This is a genomic window from Paraburkholderia caffeinitolerans (assembly GCF_902859945.1).
Lineage (GTDB): Bacteria > Pseudomonadota > Gammaproteobacteria > Burkholderiales > Burkholderiaceae > Paraburkholderia > Paraburkholderia caffeinitolerans.
In genome coordinates, this window is the sequence record NZ_CADIKL010000032.1 from 1 (window position 1) to 17,976 (window position 17,976).

At 63.6% G+C, this 17,976-nt stretch carries 14 protein-coding genes and 1 pseudogene; 10 read left to right on the forward strand and 5 right to left on the reverse strand.

Annotated features, from left to right (window positions below; all coding sequences use genetic code 11):
• Nucleotides 1–819: ESPR-type extended signal peptide-containing protein (locus HV773_RS37290; protein ID WP_281365300.1), on the reverse strand; the 819-nt coding region annotated here is incomplete at its 3' end.
• Nucleotides 820–1,420: 601 nt separating this feature from the next.
• Between HV773_RS37290 and HV773_RS25690 the strand changes: the two genes are divergently transcribed.
• The 4 genes from HV773_RS25690 to HV773_RS25705 all read left to right on the forward strand — a co-directional run bounded on the left by HV773_RS25690 (nt 1,421) and on the right by HV773_RS25705 (nt 7,433).
• Nucleotides 1,421–2,377, forward strand: coding sequence for a hypothetical protein (locus tag HV773_RS25690; protein ID WP_174220049.1), 957 nt, complete (start codon nt 1,421–1,423; stop codon nt 2,375–2,377).
• Between the two features lie 100 nt (nt 2,378–2,477).
• Nucleotides 2,478–3,695: an HlyD family secretion protein gene (locus HV773_RS25695; RefSeq protein ID WP_129561937.1), complete on the forward strand. Its 1,218-nt coding sequence runs from the start codon at nt 2,478–2,480 to the stop codon at nt 3,693–3,695.
• A gap of 1 nt (nt 3,696) precedes the next feature.
• Nucleotides 3,697–5,811: a peptidase domain-containing ABC transporter gene (locus HV773_RS25700; protein ID WP_129561938.1), complete on the forward strand. Its 2,115-nt coding sequence runs from the start codon at nt 3,697–3,699 to the stop codon at nt 5,809–5,811.
• A 23-nt stretch (nt 5,812–5,834) separates the two neighbouring features.
• On the forward strand, nt 5,835–7,433 hold the full coding sequence (locus HV773_RS25705; RefSeq protein WP_129561939.1) for a TolC family outer membrane protein: 1,599 nt from the start codon (nt 5,835–5,837) through the stop codon (nt 7,431–7,433).
• A 120-nt stretch (nt 7,434–7,553) separates the two neighbouring features.
• Here the strand turns inward: HV773_RS25705 and HV773_RS25710 are convergent, their stop codons facing one another.
• Both HV773_RS25710 and uraH read right to left on the reverse strand, forming a co-directional pair.
• Nucleotides 7,554–8,747, reverse strand: a complete 1,194-nt coding sequence (locus HV773_RS25710; protein ID WP_129561940.1) for a urate hydroxylase PuuD — start codon at nt 8,745–8,747, stop codon at nt 7,554–7,556.
• Between the two features lie 194 nt (nt 8,748–8,941).
• Nucleotides 8,942–9,295 carry a hydroxyisourate hydrolase gene (uraH, locus tag HV773_RS25715; protein ID WP_129561941.1) on the reverse strand — a complete coding sequence of 118 codons (354 nt, stop codon included), beginning with the start codon at nt 9,293–9,295 and terminating at the stop codon, nt 8,942–8,944.
• 612 nt (nt 9,296–9,907) lie between these two features.
• On the opposite strand from uraH, the gene HV773_RS25720 reads away from it, so the two are divergent.
• Nucleotides 9,908–11,311 (forward strand): 8-oxoguanine deaminase, encoded by a 1,404-nt coding sequence (locus HV773_RS25720; protein WP_129561943.1) that lies wholly within the window; start codon nt 9,908–9,910, stop codon nt 11,309–11,311.
• 147 nt (nt 11,312–11,458) lie between these two features.
• Here the strand turns inward: HV773_RS25720 and HV773_RS25725 are convergent, their stop codons facing one another.
• Nucleotides 11,459–12,391: a LysR substrate-binding domain-containing protein gene (locus tag HV773_RS25725; RefSeq protein WP_035532552.1), complete on the reverse strand. Its 933-nt coding sequence runs from the start codon at nt 12,389–12,391 to the stop codon at nt 11,459–11,461.
• 279 nt (nt 12,392–12,670) lie between these two features.
• Between HV773_RS25725 and HV773_RS37560 the strand changes: the two are divergent.
• The 5 genes and pseudogenes from HV773_RS37560 to HV773_RS25745 all read left to right on the forward strand — a co-directional run.
• A pseudogene (locus HV773_RS37560) lies at nt 12,671–13,210 on the forward strand (ATP-binding cassette domain-containing protein); the annotation flags it as partial.
• Nucleotides 13,205–14,320, forward strand: coding sequence for an ABC transporter ATP-binding protein (locus HV773_RS25730; RefSeq protein WP_377729205.1), 1,116 nt, complete (start codon nt 13,205–13,207; stop codon nt 14,318–14,320). The pseudogene HV773_RS37560 and the gene HV773_RS25730, both read left to right, overlap by 6 nt.
• An 80-nt stretch (nt 14,321–14,400) precedes the next feature.
• Nucleotides 14,401–15,507 carry an ABC transporter permease gene (locus HV773_RS25735; RefSeq protein WP_129561945.1) on the forward strand — a complete coding sequence of 369 codons (1,107 nt, stop codon included), beginning with the start codon at nt 14,401–14,403 and terminating at the stop codon, nt 15,505–15,507.
• 55 nt (nt 15,508–15,562) lie between these two features.
• On the forward strand, nt 15,563–16,492 hold the full coding sequence (locus tag HV773_RS25740; RefSeq protein ID WP_129561946.1) for an ABC transporter permease: 930 nt from the start codon (nt 15,563–15,565) through the stop codon (nt 16,490–16,492).
• Between the two features lie 101 nt (nt 16,493–16,593).
• Nucleotides 16,594–17,679: a BMP family ABC transporter substrate-binding protein gene (locus HV773_RS25745; RefSeq protein ID WP_129561947.1), complete on the forward strand. Its 1,086-nt coding sequence runs from the start codon at nt 16,594–16,596 to the stop codon at nt 17,677–17,679.
• 43 nt (nt 17,680–17,722) lie between these two features.
• Here HV773_RS25745 and HV773_RS25750 read toward each other — a convergent pair whose 3' ends face one another.
• Entirely contained in the window at nt 17,723–17,932 is a 210-nt protein-coding gene (locus HV773_RS25750; RefSeq protein WP_129561948.1) for a dodecin, read from the reverse strand.
• Nucleotides 17,933–17,976: the final 44 nt, after the last annotated feature.

The window sequence follows — 17,976 nt, forward strand, 5'->3', positions numbered from 1 at the left end:
GCCGGCGAGGTTCGAGATGTTCGAGTTCGTGGCGTAGAGCTGGCCACCGTTGACCGCATCGGTGCTGGCCGCCGAGAGTTCGCCGTTGGCGACGTTGTGCAGTGCGACCGGCTTCATGGCTGCCGCGCCGCCCAGCGTGACAGAATCCTGTGCCGGCGAGTCGTACTGCACCGCGTTGCCGACGCCGATGCTGAGGGCGTAGAGCTGCGAGCCGTTGACCGCTTCCGTGCTGTCCGCCGATACCTTGCCCGGCGCGAGTTGCACGATCTTCTGGTTGCTCATCGTGACGACGCTATCGAACGTGGTCGGTCCGTAAACCATCACGCTGGCGCCGCGGATAGCGAGCGTGCCGTTCTCGTAGCCGGCCACCTGCGCGGTCGACGCGCTGAATCCATAGCCGCCCTTTGCGTCCCCGGCGTTGTTCAGCGAGAAGGCGAGGCCGTCCGACGTGCCGTTGCCGCTGGAACAATCGAGCGACTCGCTGCCACCACTGGAGCCCCACGAATATCCCGATGCACCCGAGCAAATCTCAAGGCCGCCCTGGCCCACGGTTCCCGGCACCGGGGCGACGGTTGTGCCCGTTGCGGGGCTTGTGGTGGTTTTGGAAGCGGAGGACGCCGCGGAGAGAGCGGCAAGCTGCGCGGGTGTCAGCGTTGCAGCGCCGGTTGTTGCGGAAGAGAGGCCTGCGGCGAATCCAACAGCGCCGGTGGCAAGGACAGCAAGCCGACGTGAAGATTTGCGGTGTGCCGTTGCGGTTTCGGGCGCGGCGACCCAGGTTTGGTCTGTTTCGCTCCAGACAGAGCGATAGGTCTTATTCATTCAGGCAACCATATTAGAGTTGATTTTCGTCAGCGCATGCGCCACTGACCTCCGTGTGAGTGCACGGCTGTCGAAAAAGGAAACCCTATTTCGGCGATGCGTTGCGCAACTCTATGGGTGGAATACCGGTGTCAGGAATACGAATATTCTTAATTCGAGCTATAAGGATGACGTAATTTATGATTTGGAATTTTTTTACATAAATATAGAAATGAAATTTCTACCCCTTGACGGCAGTGATAAAAGCAAAATTCTTATTTTTCCGGCCATAAAAACTATTTAATTAAGAAATATGTGGAATTTTGCGAATTAATATGAAAATTTGTCAAAAATGGATTGGATTTAATTCGGGCTGTTAAGATAGCCGCGCCACCAAAACGGGGTGGCTTTCATCTGAAAATTGGAGAACCAAAATGGAAAAAATCGATCGTGGCCAACTGGCCAATGCCAAGCTCGCAGGCGGTTGCTGCAAGTCGAAGAACCAACCGCAGCCGGATCCGACGCCGGTTCCGCGTTGATCGTCTGATCTGATCGAAAGGGGGCATGTACCCCCTTTCGGCTTTTGAGACTTCGGTTCATTCCGGCATCGTTGGACCATGCAATGTCCGTCGGCACACTCTCACAATACTTCAAACATTTTTGCGCACGACTTGCCCGTGGGCGGGTGGTGCTGCGTCGGCAGTTGCTCGCACGCTTGCCATTCATCGCGGTCGAGCGCGCGGCGCTTGCCAACTGGATGGTCAAGTCGGCGTTCGACGGCGGTATCCGGGCAAACGGCGTGTCTCGTTACGAGACGGGCCGCATTGATATAGGCCTCGGGCGACCTCATGCGCTACGTACGATGAGCGCGAACGTGCGCGAGGCGTGGCTCGACGAACGCATTTATGCCGGGCGCGCACTGCGCCGGGACGCCTGGCCCGATTTGCGCGCGGTCGCTCAGCAACTGGCTTTGCGAATCAATCAGATCAGGACTAAAGAGCCTGGTCGCGTTGTGGTGCTCTCGCCGTTTCACTATGTATCGCAATACGCGAACATCTGGGTGGTCGACGAGGTGCGCCGTCTCCTGGGGATGGAATCGATGGCAGTCGTTTCCGGCGTGCAGCGTGACATGTACGGTAACGACGCGGCGATGATTCCTTCAATCCGCGTGCTTTACACCTATGACGAGAATGGCCGCGAAAGCCGCAACGGTTTGGGCTTGCGGGTCATACGCGCATTGCGCCGCGATGGCGTGGCCGTGGTGTTTTCCGATGTTCCGCCCTATACATTGGCAAAATTTCCCATGGAGACGGTTGGTGTGACGATCGGCGGCCGGCCCGCGCGCGTGCATAACGGCGTGTTCCGGATCGGTACTCCCGTAGACGCACTTCTGCTTCCGTTTTATCTGAGTTTCGAGAAGGGACGGTTTGGCGTTAGGATGTTCGATCCTATCGCGCTTGCCGATACCCATGCGCCGCAACATCTCGCCAACGATATTGAGATTGCGCGTCGCGAAAATTATCCGCATTGGCTCTATGCTGGGCATCCGTCGGTATATCACTTTGCGGCAGCCCGTTAGACATCCTTAAGAAGTAGAAGCACGAGTAGACCAAAAGGCGCACGGCGCCAAAAAAATATACTTCGGCCGGCACGACCGGCCGCAGGGGAACGATAACAACGTGGAACCGATTTATCTTCCCGAGTTCCGGGATATCCGCTGGCGTTGGATTGCCTACGCGGCATCGACAATCGTGGTGTTGGGCGTGGTGTTTGCCTTCACGCATGAGGTGGAATTGAAGCAAGACGTGCGCTGCGAAATTGTGTCGCCGGCTGAAATCAAGATCCAGGGTGCGAGCGGTTTGATCTCGTCGATCTATGTTCAGCCGCCTGAGCAAGTCAGCGCGGGCCAGCCGCTTTTTCGTGTCGAGCGCGACTTGTCGCTCGCGACCGATGGCAGGCGCCGAACGGCCTTCGACGCTCAGGTGCGTGACGAGGAGCGCCGTGCTGCCGACGCGCGCTATACCCAGCGTCGCATCGAACTCACGACGCAGCTCTCCACGGCGCGCAGCAATGAAGCCAGTCGCCACGCGGAGCTCACTGAACTGGGCGTGCAGGGCGCGCAGAACAGCCTGCTCGTGAACGAGGCGCAAAAGAAGCTCGCACGTCTCGAATCCGTTTCGGATTATGTCGCCGCCGATCGCGTCGAGCAGGCGCGAGCGGACTTGCACCAGAGCCGCATTGCGAGCGCAGAAGCGGCTTCGCGACGCCAGCAGGCCCAGGCGGCAATCGCCGATCTGCAAAATACCCAGACCGCGCTTGCCGCGCAACTCAAGGAACTCGAATCGAGCCATGCACGCGAGCTCCAGGAAGCGGACGTGCGTTTCGAGCAAAACCGGCGCGACGCAACGATTTCGGCGCCGCAGGCGGGCATGGTGACGTTTTCGCGTCTCGTGCAGGGAAGCACGCTGCAGCCCGACGACGTCGCGATGGTGATCGTCACCGATCCGAAGCAGCCCTTGCGCGCCGAATTGCGCATTCCGTCACGCCGTCGCGGTTTCGTACACGAGGGGCAGACGGTGCGCCTCAAGTTCGATGCATTTCCCTACGCGCGCTTCGGCTCATACGAGGCACGCATCAACTCGATTTCGCATACGACGGTAGCGGCTGCGTCGCCGCCCACCGGAGCCGACGCAGCCGCCGCGGCTACCGGCGGCGCACCACCGGAGCAGGGCGACGAGTACGTTGCATGGGTCACGCTGCCCGGCAACACGTTCCACTATGGTTCGCAGCGTTTCGACATTCTGCCGGGCATGCAGGCGACCGCGAGTGTCGTCGTCGAGCGGCGCACCATCGCGGAATGGGTGCTCGAGCCGTTGTTCAAGATCGTACGAGGCTGAAATGCAGGTGATTTACCAGAACGAAGTCGCAGAATGCGGCTACGCGTGTCTTGCCATGGTGCTCTCGCATTTCGGCCGCGCCACGGAGGTCCGCGAGCTTTCGGCTTACCGGCCGATCTCCGCGAACGGTCTTTCGTTGATGGACCTGTACGACACGGCAACCGACTTTGGCCTCGAAGTCCAGGCGTTCCGCTTCGACGCCTCGCAGGTGGGCGAGATCAAGCGCGGCTCAATCATCCATTTCGGCGGCGCGCATTTTGTGGTGTTCGAGCGCGCCTCACGCCATTACGTCACGTTGCTCGACCCGGCGGTCGGACGCCGGCGCATCGCAAAGGACACCTTCCTCGCGTGCGTATCCGGCTATCTGATCGAATGTGCACCAACCCCGGCGCTCACGCAGATCAAACGCCGCTCACGCGTGCCAGCCGCGCTCGCACGCGTGCGTGCGCTCAATCCGCAACTGCGTGACCAGTTTGTAAAGATTCTCTTCGTTGCGCTCGGGGCGCAGTTCGCGATTCTCGCGCAGCCTTATTTCGGCTCGTTCGTGCTCGATCATGTCGTGTCCGCTGACAACCTCGAGCTGCTCAACGTGCTCGCGCTCACGTTCGGGTCGATCTTCCTCGTGGGCGCGCTCAGCCAGTACGTGCAGGGCGTGCTGGTTGAGCTGCTCTACGCGCGCACGAGCGTGAATGCCACCGAGGGGTTGTTTGCGCATCTGTTGCGCGTGCCCATCGGGTACTTCGAGAAGCGCAACGTCGGGGATATCTTCACGCGCTTCAAATCCCAGGACGAGATCAACGGTTTCGCGTCGCGCAAGGCCGTGTCGTTTTACATCGACATCACGGTGGGGCTGCTGGCGATGTTCCTGATGTTCGTTCAGAACGTCAAACTTTCGCTCCTCGTACTGGTGATCTTCGCGGCCTATGTCATCGTATCCGGTGCGATCTTCGCATCGATGCGCGATGCGCACGCGCGTGTGCTCCAGGAAGGCGCACGTTGCGACGACGCGCTTTTCGAGACCGTGCGCGGCGCATCGCTCATCAAGCTGTCGCAAGGCGAGACGCGGCGCGTGGCGCGTTACATGGAGATCTTTCGCACCTATGCGTCGGCGCTGTTTCGAAGCAGCCGGCTCGCCGCCACGCGCGACGCGGTGCTCAAGCTGCTCATGCATGTGGAAACGCTGGTCGTCACCTGGTTCGCTGCGAAGCTGATGCTCGGCGGCGTACTCTCGGTCGGCGCGTTCTACTCGTTCATGATTTACAAGGCGCTGTTTTCGGAGCGGATCGCTTCCACCATCAATACGGGCTTTGCGTATTACATGCTGAGCGTGCCGGTTGCGCGGGTCGACGACATCGTCGCCTGCGAGCCGGAGCGTTATACGGCACTCGCGGACGTGCACAAGACCGTCGAGGTGCGCGAGTTCGAGCGCATCGGCGTGCGCAATGTGACTTTTGCCTATGGCGTCTCCGACCAGCCGGTGCTCGCAGGGGCGAGCATCGACATCGCGCGCGGTGACAAGATCGTCATTACCGGACCGTCGGGCGCGGGAAAATCCACGCTCTTCAAGTTGCTGGCTGCTTCCGAAGTGCCGCAGCAAGGAGAGATCACGCTTAACGGCGTCGCCTGGCCCAATCTGAGCGTCGACGAAATCCGCCGCCACGCGGTTCACATGCGTCAGGGCGACATCATCCTGCACGGTTCGATCGCCGACAATATTTCGCTCTTCGAAGGCAATCCGGACGAAGCGCGCATTCTCGCGCTGCTGGAGGAGGTCGGGCTGCTCGATGACGTGATGCACTTGCCGATGCGCACGCGTACGATCATCAGCGATTCGCTCGCGAATATTTCCGCCGGGCAGCGGCAACGGCTGTTGCTTGCCCGCGCGCTTTATCAGCGGCGCGAGTTGCTGCTGCTCGACGAGCCGACTTCGAATCTCGACCCCGTTGCGGTGCGGCGCATATCGGCGCTGCTTCAGCGGATCGATCGCACGGTCGTGGTCATCACGCACGACGTTGCCATGGCCGAGGGTTTCGAGCGGCACTATCGTCTCGTCGACGGAGCGTTCGTGCGCGTCGAGCGCGAGCACGCCGGCGCGGCGATGGAGGGGATGGCATGAGGGGCGAGCGTCCTCGGCGCGTTATGCGTGCGCTCGCACTCGCGTGCTTCCTGCTCGCAAGCGGTGCGCATGCCGCAGACCTGCTTTCCGTGGTCGACGATGCACTCGATCACGATCCGGCACTGGCCGCTTCGCGCGCGGCAACGCGCGCCGCAGCGCAGGCTGTGCCCAAGGCGCGCGCGGGGCTCCTGCCTCGGGTCACGGGCGGTTGGGGACGGGCCTATAACGGCATCGTCATGGAGGACTTCCCGACCCAGCATTACTGGCAAAGCGGCTGGACGATCGGGTTGACGCAACCGGTCTTCAACTGGGCGAACTGGACTGCGTACCGGCAGGCCGACTACGAGGTGGTGCGCGCTCGCCTGCAGGCGGCCAATGCGACACAGGACACCATCCTCGCCGCAGCGCGCGCGTATTTCGATGCGCTTGCGGCCGGCGACGAGGTGGCGCGCGCGGCGGACTATCTGCGCGCGCTCGATGCGCATCTCGCGCTGGTCAAGCGCGCGAAGGCGGCGGGCGAGGCGACGCTCATCGATGTGCAGGACGGCGAGGCGAGCCGCGCCCAGGCGCAACTCCAATTGCTTGACGCGCAGAGCCAGGCGCGTCTTGCGCGCGCGGCGCTCGAGCGGCTCTCAGGAAAGTCTGCGGAGACGCTCGCGCCGCTGCCGCCCGGCGGCGCGCCCATGCTCCAGCCCGCCGATGTCGAACCTTGGGTTACGCAGGCGCAAACGCACGGCTACACGGTGCAGATCGGCGAGGTGGCGCTTCAGATTGCGAAGTTCGACACGGAAAAGGCGCGGGCGGAACGTTATCCGACAGTCGACCTGCAGGTGAGTCACACACCCGCCGGCGCGGCGGGCGGCTATGCGAGACCCACGACGACGACGACCGGCATGCTTGCTGTAACGATTCCGCTTTTTGCGGGCGGCGAGATCACGGCGAAAGTCGACGAGGCGAAGGCGCTGGAGGACAAGGCGCGCGACGAACTCGACGTGGCGGTGCGCGACTCGGGAGCGGGCGCACGCGACGCGTGGCTGCGCGTGACTTCGGGGCGGGCTCGCGTGAGTGCGCTCGAGCAGGTCGTACAGCGCTCGCAGACGGCGCTCGACGCAACGCGTATCGGCTTCGGCGTGGGCAGCCGCACGAGTCTGGACGTGCTGCGCGCGACCGATACGTTCTACTCTAGCCGCCGCGACCTGATTCGCGCTCGCTATGAATCCGTGCTCGCGTTGTTAAAGCTGCTCTCGCAGACTGCCACGCTCGACCTCGACGAAGTGGGGCGCATCAACGCGCAGCTTTTCGCGAGCGGCGGGGCGCTTGGGCAGGCTCAGGCTCAGGCTCAGGCTCAGGCTCAGGCTCAGGCTCAGGCTCAGGCTCAGGCTCAGGCTCAGGCAAGCAAGCCCATCGCCAAGCCGGTTGTGCGCGATGTCGTCGATAGCGGGGCTTCCGTCACGCGCCCCCCGGCACCCTACGAGAAGCCTGTCACGCCAGAACGCGCAGAGGCGCAGCCCCCGCAAAGCGCGCCGCCCCAGGTTGCGCCGCGAGCGCAGCGCGTGCTTTCGGCAGCGGATATGGCGCCCGCTGCGCCGGCCCTGCACAGCTACGCGCCGCTCGTTCGCTGAGCGCCGCATGCATGGCTATTGATCGACTATCGATCAACAATAGAAAAAAGCCCGAAGCGTTGCGCTTCGGGCTGCTTCGGGCTTCATCTTGCATGACTGCTTAAGTCGCGGCCAGTGCGATTACTGCTTTGCACCACCCTGGAACCACATCGCAATCTTTTGACGCTCATCGTCGGTCATGTGCGTGACGTTGCCAAGCGGCATCGCCTTGAGCGTGACAGCCTGCTGATACAGACGCTGTGCGTTCTGCGAGATTTCGTCAGGCGTATCGAGCATCACGCCGGCGGGCGCTGCGCCCATCATCGTCGGGTGAGCCGAGTGGCAGCCTGCGCAGCGCTGCGTCAGGATCGGCTGAATGTCCGAGATCTTGAGCGCCGGAGCGTTTGCAGCTTCAGCTTGCGGCACGACCGGCTTCGGCAGCGTCCAGACCAGTGCGACGAACATCAGCACCACGCCGCCGATCGGCAGATACCACAGCTGCTGACCACGGTGACGCATCACGAAGAACTGGCGAATCATCGCGCCGGCCAGCATGATCACGACGAGCACGGCCCAGTTGTAGGTGTGTGCGTACGTCATTGCGTAGTGGTTCGACAGCATCGCGAACACGACGGGCAGCGTGAAGTAGGTGTTGTGCACCGAGCGCTGCTTGCCGCGCTTGCCGTAGATCGGGTTCGGCGTTTCGCCCTTGAGCATCGCGGCAACCATCTTGCGCTGGCCCGGGATGATCACGAAGAACACGTTCGCCGACATGATCGTTGCCAGCATGCCGCCCATGATCAGGTACGCAGCGCGGCCCGAGAAGATGTGGCAGGCGAGGTAGGCTGCGACCACGACATAGATGCCGACGCAAACGCCGAGCAGCTTGTCGTTCGTGCCGAGCGTGCGGCACAGCGTGTCATAGACGATCCAGCCGGCGGCGAGGAAGCCGAGTGCCGAGAAGACCGCGACGACCGGGCCCATGTCGAGCACGTTCTTGTCGATCAGGTACGTGTTCGGCGCCATCAGGTACAGCACCGTGAACAGCGACGCGCCCGAGAGCCACGTCGTGTACGAAGGCCACTTCGACCAGTGCAGGTCGTCGGGCATTTCGGGCGGGGCGACGGTGTACTTCTGCATGTTGTAGAAGCCGCCGCCGTGCACGTGCCACAACTCGCCGAACACGCCGCGACGCTTCTGGTTCGGGTCCGTAGGCGGTTTGAGGCTATTGTCGAGTGCGACGAAGTAGAACGACTCGCCAATCCAGGCGATGGCCGCGATGACGTGGAACCAGCGCAATGCGAGGTTCAGCCAATCGGTAATAAAGCCTTCCATGAAACTCCTCCAATCCTGATTCGTTGCGCGCGGACGGCAATGCGTCTCGCGCTGACTGCGGGGACGGCGCGCAGGAACCGGGTAATCCGGTCTCGCACCAAACGCCGAGAGAAAGTGCGGCGCGTCAAAAGCGGAGCATCGCTTGCGCGGACCGCTTTCAGTCTGTTATGCGTTTTTTGGTTTGGCGGGACCGTTCAGCTACCGCGATAGGTGCTGTAGGACCACGGCGAAACGAGCAGCGGCACATGGTAGTGTGCGCCCGTGTCGGCGATGCCGAAGCGCAGCGAAACGCGATCGACGAAGCGCGGTTCCGGCACTTTGGTGCCCAGTGCGGCGAAGTAATCGCCAGCGTGGAAGATCAGTTCGTATTCGCCCGTGACGAGCGCCGTGCCTTCGAGCAGCGGTTCGTCGCAGCGGCCGTCGTGGTTGGTCGTGACGGTCTTCAGCGCACGGCGGGTTTCGCCCTCGAGCGCATAGAGTTCGACCTTGATGCCCGCGCCGGGACGGCCGTTCGCGGTGTCGAGCACGTGGGTAGTCAGCTTGCCCATTCGCAGTTTTCCTTGTCTTTTCCTGGTGTCATTGCGAGGTTTCGGCGGCAGTCCGATCCGTCGAACCCGAAGGTTCTTGGCGGATCGAGGCTCCACGTCAGCTGTGGCTACATACCCGTCGGCGGATCGATATGAGCGCCGTGCACGCATTTTAAGAACAATGCGGCATAAGCGCGCGACCGATAGGAAAGATAATCCCGGCAGCATGTACCCGGCGCTCCGAGCCTTGCTCCATGGGGCTTACAGCGTAATTCGGAGTTGGGGTTTTCACCCATGGATGAATCGTAAACGAGCCAAAAATCGACCTTTATACGTATTCTGTGAATGTGGTTATCTTGTCCGGGTGAATTGTCAGCATTATTTTGGCCAAGCAAGGTAACGGTCATGTGCGGCTCACGAGTCGAGCCGCGCGTCCCGAAGACGGCGCCAGGCGCTGGGTAACCGGGCCAGCGGCGTCTGCAGTCGGGACGCGTCGGCACCGGAGTCCCGGATTGACTGGCGCGTGCGGCAAGGGCGTCTGCTTCATATTCACGGTCATCTCAAACGCGGCGTGCGGAGCGCTTATTAGCGCGAGGCACGCACCGCGGCAAGACAACGGAGCGAACAGACACAATGGAACCCACCAACCGCACAGTGCAAGGCGCAACTCAGGGGCGCGGCAAGACCCTGCTGGTGAAGAACGCCGACATGCTGGTAACGATGGACGGCGCGCGGCGCGAGATTCGGGGCGGCGGCCTCTACGTCGAAGATAACCGCATCGTCGCGGTCGGCACGGCCGACGAGCTGCCCGAAACCGCCGACGAAGTGCTCGACATGCGCGGCCACCTGGTGCTGCCGGGTCTCGTCAACACGCACCATCACATGTACCAGAGCCTCACGCGCGCCATTCCCGCCGCGCAGGACGCCGAGCTGTTCGGCTGGCTCACGAATCTCTACAAGGTCTGGGCGAACCTCACGCCCGAAATGATCGAAGTCTCGACGCTCACGGCCATGGCCGAGCTGCTGCTCTCCGGCTGCACGACTTCGAGCGACCATCTCTACATCTACCCGAACGGCAGCCGGCTCGACGACAGCATTCGCTCCGCGCAGCAAATCGGCATGCGCTTTCACGCGGCGCGCGGCAGCATGAGCGTCGGCCAGAAGGACGGCGGCCTGCCGCCCGATTCCGTGGTCGAAAACGAAGACGCGATTCTCGCCGATACCCAGCGCCTCATCGAGACGTATCACGACGAAGGCCGTTACGCGATGCTGCGCATGGTGGTGGCGCCGTGCTCGCCGTTCTCGGTGAGCCGCGACCTCATGCGCGAGTCGGCGACGCTTGCGCGCCACTACGGCGTATCCATGCACACGCACCTCGCGGAGAACGTCAACGACATCGCCTACAGCCGCGAAAAATTCGGCATGACGCCGGCCGAGTACGCCGAGGATCTGGGCTGGGTCGGCCACGACGTCTGGCATGCGCACTGCGTGCAGCTCGACGAGCACGGCATCAGCCTGTTCGGGCGCACCGGCACGGGCGTCGCCCATTGCCCGTGCTCGAACATGCGGCTTGCATCGGGCATCGCGCCCATCAAGAAAATGCGTCTTGCCGGCGTGCCGGTGGGGCTCGGCGTGGACGGCTCGGCTTCGAACGACGGCGCGCAGATGGTGGCGGAAGCGCGCCAGGCCATGCTGCTCGCGCGCGTGGGCTTCGGCCCCGATGCGATGACCGCGCGCGAAGCGCTCGAAATCGCCACGCTGGGCGGCGCACGCGTGCTGGGCCGCGACGACATCGGCGCGCTCGCACCGGGCATGGCCGCCGACTTCATCGCTTTCGACCTGCGCCAGCCGCACTTTGCGGGCGCGCTGCACGATCCGGTCGCGGCGCTCGTGTTCTGTGCGCCGTCGCAGGTTGCGCTCTCGGTGATCAACGGGCGGGTCGTGGTGAAGGAGGGTGTGCTGCAGACCGTCGAACTCGGACCCGTGATCGAGCGGCATAACCGGCTCGCGGGGCAGCTCGCGCAGTCGGCGCGGTAAATGGAGTAAGGGCGGGAGACAGGATGGACCGGGCGGTGCGCGTGTGCGTGCCGCCCGGCCACAAATGGATAAAGCAGGGAAGGAACGTAGAAAGTGCAGCGGTGCAACCTCAGACGGCTAGCTTGCCGCAGCAGCGTTGCCTGCCGTTCAGGGCTTGTCGATCAGCGTCTTCGTCGCTTCGGCCACGAGACTGCGCAACCAGCGTACTTCGTCCGAGTAATGACAGCGTTCATGCCACAACTGGTAGTACTGCATCGGCGGGAAGTCGAGCGGCGCCGGCACGACCGTGAGCGGCAGGAAGCGCGCGTAGTGGTCGGCGAACAGGCGCGTGGTCGTGAAGACGAGGTCCGACTTGATGAGCACGTACGGCGCGAGGTTGAAGTACGGCAGCGTGACGACCACGTGGCGCTTGAGGCGCTCGCGCGCGAGATGCACGTCGATGGCGCCGCGCTGGCCCACGGAGTACGGCGTGGGCGCGAGGTGCGGCGCGTTGAGGTACTGGTCGAGCGTGAGCCCGCCGCGCTTGGCGTAAGGGTGCGTGCTGTTCAGCAGGCAGACGATCTGGTCGACGAACAGATTCGAAAGGTGCAGCTGCTCGGGCGGCTCGGGCCAGTTGCCAATCACGATGTCGAGCTTGCCTTCCTCGAGCGCGAGTTCGTAGTCGAACGCGGGCCCGAGCGAATGGAACTCGAGCGTGGCGTTGGGTGCGGCCTGGCGGAAGCGCTCGACCACGGTGGGCACGAACAGCACGTTCAGGTAGTCCGGGCAGCCGATCCGGTAGCAGCGGATGGAGGTGGCCGGATCGAAATTATGCTGCTGGAAACGGATGCGCTCGATCTCGCGCAGGGCGTTCTGCACGGGTTCGAGCAGGCGCAGACCGTATTCGGTAGGCACCATGCCGGACTTGCCGCGCACGAGGAGCGGGTCGCCGGTGATGTCGCGCAGGCGCCGCAGCGCGGCGCTGATTGCGGGTTGCGATTGATTCAGTTTGACGGCGGCGCGCGTGACGCTGCGCTCCATCAAAAGGGTATGCAAGACGCGCAAAAGGTACGTGTCGATCGCCTCGCGTTGCTGGCTCATGAACTCTCCGGATTATATGTTTAGGCTGATCGAGGGACTTTGTCAGTATACGATTTTTAATATGAACTGAAAGCTCCGTCAAGGGCGGCTTTCTACCAGGCATTCCTGTCGAGCCTGCGCCGCGCGGGGAAACGCGGGTTTTTGGCGGCTCGACGCTGGCACCGTGAACCAGTATCGTCATCTCGCGCGGCGACGCTAAACGGGGACTCGCCACGGCATCGAGCGGCACCGCACCACGTCGGAACACAAATAGTCATAACGTACTACGGTGGAACCTCCATGGGCGATTCATCTTCACGTCTGGCCGGCAATCCACACGCGGGGCACGCCGCTGCGCGCGTGCCGCGGCTGGCGCTTGCCGGCATCACGAAGCAATATCCCGCCGTGCGCGCAAACGACGACGTCACGCTCACGGTCGCGCCTGGCGAGATTCACGCGTTGCTCGGCGAGAACGGCGCGGGCAAGAGCACCCTCATGAAGATCGTCTACGGCGCGGTGCGCCCGGACGCCGGCGAAATCCGCTGGGAGGGCGAGACGGTCGAGATCCCCAGTCCGGCCGCCGCGCGCAAGCTCGGCATCGGCATGGTGTTCCAGCATTTTTCCCTGTTCGAAACGCTCACGGTGGGCGAGAACATCGCGCTTTCGCTCGACGAGGCGTTCGACCTCAAGGCGTTGGCGAAGCGTATCCGCGAGGTGTCGGCGCAATATGGGCTCGACGTCGATCCCCAGCGCCACGTGCACAGCCTCACGGTAGGCGAGCGCCAGCGCGTGGAGATCGTGCGCTGCCTTCTGCAGAACCCGCGGCTGCTGATCATGGACGAACCGACCTCGGTGCTCACGCCGCAGGCCGTGCGCAAGCTGTTCGGCACCTTGCGCCGACTGGCCTCGGAAGGCTGCAGCATTCTCTATATCAGCCACAAGCTCGACGAAATTCAGGAACTCTGCGACACCGCCACGGTGCTGCGCGGGGGCAAGGTGACCGGTAACGTGACCCCGCGCGAGGAAACGCAGGCCTCGCTCGCGCGGTTGATGGTGGGCCACGAGTTGCCCGCCTACACGCGCCGCGCGCATGCACCGGGCGAGGTGCGGCTCGAGGTCAAGCATCTGTCGATGCCAAGCGAGGATCCGTTCGGCACCTCGCTCGACGATGTCACGTTCGCGGTGCACGCAGGCGAGATCCTGGGGATTGCCGGGGTGTCCGGCAACGGCCAGGCGGAACTGCTCGCGGCGCTCTCGGGCGAGGCGCGCGATGCGCTCCAGTCCAGGGCGGGCCGCCACGGAGTAGCCGCCGACACGGTGACGATCTGCGGCAAGCCGGCAGCGCGTCTTTCCGCTGGCGCGCGGCGCAAGCTGGGCTTCGCTTTCGTGCCCGAAGAGCGGCTCGGGCGCGGCGCCGTGCCCGCCATGTCGCTTGCCGAAAACGCGCTGCTCACGGGGCATCGCCAGGGCATGGTCCGCTCCGGTTGGTTGCGCACCGGAGCGATGCGTTCGTTCGCCGAGCGCTGCATCGACGCATTCGATGTGCGCTGCGGCGGCCCCGACGCGCTTGCCCAAAGTCTCTCGGGCGGCAACCTGCAGAAGTACATCGTCGGGCGCGAGATCCTGCAGGCGCCGCAGGTGCTGGTGGTCGCGCAGCCCACCTGGGGCGTGGATGTCGGCGCGGCGGCGTTTATCCGGCAGCAACTGCTCGATCTTTCGGCGCGCGGCGTGGCGATCCTGGTGATTTCAGAAGAGCTCGATGAGCTCTTCGACATCTGCGACCGCATCGCGGTGCTTGCGGGTGGCAGGCTTTCGCCGGCGCGCCTCACAGGCGAGACCAATGCGGAGGAGATTGGCCGCTGGATGGCGGGCCTGTTCGGGGAGCGCGGCGAGGACGCTGGGCGCCCGGATGGCGGCCCGCCGCCCGCCGAGCCTGTGATGCATCCCTGACCGAAGCGCAGCACCGGCGCACTGGGTTTTTCCGCTGAGCCAACACCACGATCACCGGACCGATTGACGATATCGCCATCATGATCCTTCCGTACCGCCTCGAAGCCCGCACGACGCCGTCCCGCACGGTTCGCATCGCCGTTCCGCTGGTCGCAGCGCTCCTCACGCTCGCCATCGGCTTTCTGATTTTCGGTCTTGTCGGGCGCGATCCCGTACAGGCGATGCGCGCGTTCTTCATCGATCCGCTCTCCAGCGTCAACGGGTGGTCCGAACTGCTGCTCAAGGCGTCGCCGCTATGCCTGATCGCGCTCGGCCTTGCGGCCGGCTACCGCGCCAACGTCTGGAACATCGGCGCGGAAGGGCAGATGGTGCTGGGCGGCATCGCGGCGAGCGGCGTGGCCATCTACTTCGATCAATCGACGGGTTGGTGGATCCTGTTCCTCATGATGCTCGCGGGCGTGCTCGGCGGCATGGCCTGGGCCGCGATCCCGGCCTGGCTCAAGAGCCGCTTCAACACGAGCGAAATTCTCACGAGCCTGATGCTCACCTACGTCGCCACACAATTGCTGATCTGGCTCGTGAGCGGTCCATGGCGCGACCCGAACGGCATGAACTTCCCGCTTTCTGAGATGTTCAGCGGCGACGCGCTTTACCCGACCTTCGGCGGCGACTGGCGCATTCACTGGCTGCGCGGCACGCGCCTGAACGCGTCGATCTTCCTCACGCTCGCGGCTGTTCCACTTGTCTGGCTGTTCATGCGTCGCAGCTTCGCGGGCTACCGCATGAGCGTGGGCGGCCTCGCGCCGCTCGCCGCGCGCTACGCGGGCTTCTCGGAGAAAACGACGGTCTGGACCTCGCTGCTGCTCTCGGGCGGCCTCGCCGGCCTCGCGGGCATGAGCGAGATCGCCGGCCCGATCGGCCAGTTGCAGGCGACATGGTCGCCGGGCTACGGCTTCACAGCGATCATTGTTGCGTTCGTGGGGCGCTTGCATCCAGTCGGGATCGTGCTCGCGAGCTTGCTGATGGCGCTGCTTTATCTGGGCGGCGAAGCGGTGCAGACCTCGCTGCAACTGCCCCAGGCGCTTTCGGGCGTGTTTCAGGGCCTGCTGCTGTTCTGCCTGCTCGGCGCGGATCTTTTTGTAAATTACCGCGTGCGCCGCCGCCATCCCGTCGCCGCAGCCCGCTGATCCGCCAATCGACGCACTCACGAACGAAAAAGCCCCTCTAAAAAGGCCTCGGAACATGGATATCCAGCAAGCCAGCTCGCTCGCATCGAGCGCCGTCACCGCCGCGATCCCGCTGATGTTCGCGGGCGTGGGCGAACTCATCACGGAAAAGTCGGGCGTGCTCAATCTCGGCGTGGAGGGAATGATGCTGATGGGCGCGGTGACCGGCTACGCGCTCACCACGGTGACGGGCGACCCATGGCTCGGGCTGCTCGCCGGCATGGGCGCGGGCATTGCCATGGCGCTGCTGTTCGGCTTCCTCACGCTCACGATGCAGGCCAATCAGGTTGCCACCGGCCTGTCGCTCACGATCTTCGGCGTTGGGCTCTCGGCGTATGTGGGCAAGCCGTACACCTCGGCGGCCACCTCGGCGACGATTGCCGCATGGCCAATTCCGGGCCTCTCGCATTTGCCCGTGGCCGGCCCGGCGCTCTTCAGCCTCACGCCCGTCGATTACCTCGCATTCCTGATGTTCGCCGTGGTCGGCTGGTTCCTCTATCGCACGCGCGCGGGGCTCGTGCTGCGCTCGGTGGGCGAGTCGCCGCAGGTCGCGCACTCGGTGGGTTTTCCGGTGATCGGCGTGCGCTACGGCGCGACGGCGTTCGGCGGCGCGATGGCGGGACTCGCGGGCAGCTACTACTCGGTCGTGCAACTGCATCTGTGGCAGGAGCAGATCACGGCGGGGCGCGGCTGGATCGCGCTCGCGCTCGTCGTGTTCGCGACGTGGCGGCCGGGGCGTTTGCTGATCGGCGCGCTGCTGTTTGGCGCGGTCACGGGCGCGCAGTTCTATGCGCAGGCCGTGGGCGTGCCGGTGCCCACGCAGTTTCTCGCCATGCTGCCTTATGTGGCGACGATCGTGGTGCTGGTCCTCATTTCCCGCAATCCGAACACGATTCGCCTGAACGCGCCGGCTTCGCTCGGCAAGGCGTTTTATGGGGCCGCCTAGGTGGGGCAGCGTAGGCGGGACCGCCCAGGTCGGGCCGCGCAGATGATCGTCTTGAAGCTTCGAACGCACGCAGTATCCCTATCCACGACAGGAGATCCACGATGAGAAAAACCATCCTGACTGCATTCGCCGTAGCCGCGACCTGTGGCACGGCGGCGCTTGCGCCGCAGGCCCAGGCCGCCGATGTGCCGGGCGTCGCGTTCGTCTATCTCGGCAACCCGGGCGATGCCGGCTGGACCTACGCGCACGATCAGGGTTCGAAGATGGTCGAGCAGAAGTTCGGCAACAAGATCAAGATTACGCGGATCGAGAACGTGCCCGAATCCGCCGATTCGGAGCGCGTGTTCCGCGACCTCGCGAACAAGGGCAATAAGATCATCTTCGGTTCGAGCTTCGGTTATCAGGATTTCGAACTGAAAGTCGCGAAGGATTTCCCCGACACCGTGTTCCTGCACGCCACCGGATACAAGAAGGCCGCGAACTTCGGCACCTATGACGTGCGCATGTATCAGGGAGCGTATCTCGCGGGCGTGGTGGCAGGCTACATGACCAAGACCAATACGCTGGGCTTCGTCGCCTCGGTGCCGATTCCCGAAGTGGTGCGCAACATCAACGCGTACACGCTGGGCGCGCGTTCGGTGAATCCGAAGGTCCATACCAAGGTCATCTGGATCAATAGCTGGTTCGATCCGGGCAAGGAGAAGCAGGCGGCCGAGACGCTGATCGGCCAGGGCGCCGACATGCTGCTGCAAAACACCGATTCGAGCGCAACGCTCGCGACCGCCGAAGAGAAGCACGTTCACGCCTTTGGCTGGGATTCGAACATGAAGAAGTTCGGCCCACACGCACACCTGGGCTCGGTGGAGGCGAACTGGGGCGTCTACTACACGGCCGTGATCCAGCAGGTGCTGGACGGCAAGTGGAAGAATGATCCGGTCTGGTGGGGCATTCCGCAAAAGGCTGTCGATCTCGGCGACGTGAACACGTCCGAATTGTCCGCCGACGCGCAAAAAGCCGTCGCCGCGAAGCGCGAGCAGATCGCGAGCGGCAAGTGGGACGTCTTCACGGGCCCGATCAAGGATCAAACCGGCGCAGTCAAGATACCGGCCGGCAAGACGCTGACCGATCCGGAGTTGCAGCGCCTGAACTGGTACGTCGAGGGCGTGGACGGCACGTTGCCGAAATAAGCCGAAGCCGGGCCTGGCGACGCCACGCGGCTGCGCGCGAACCTCATTCGTCGATGCGCAGCCCGACCTTGATGGTCACCTGCCAGCGCGTGATCTGGTCGTTTTCGATCATCCCGCGCGTTTCGGTAACCTCGAACCAGTGCAGATGGCGCAGCGTCTTCGAGGCGCGAGCGATGGCGCAGCGTACGGCGTCGTCGCTGGAGACGGTGGAGGAGCCGGTGAGTTCGATCTGCTTGTAGACGTGGTCGTTCATGACAGTGTCTCCTTTTTTGCAGTGCGGCGCGGCGTATTCGGCCC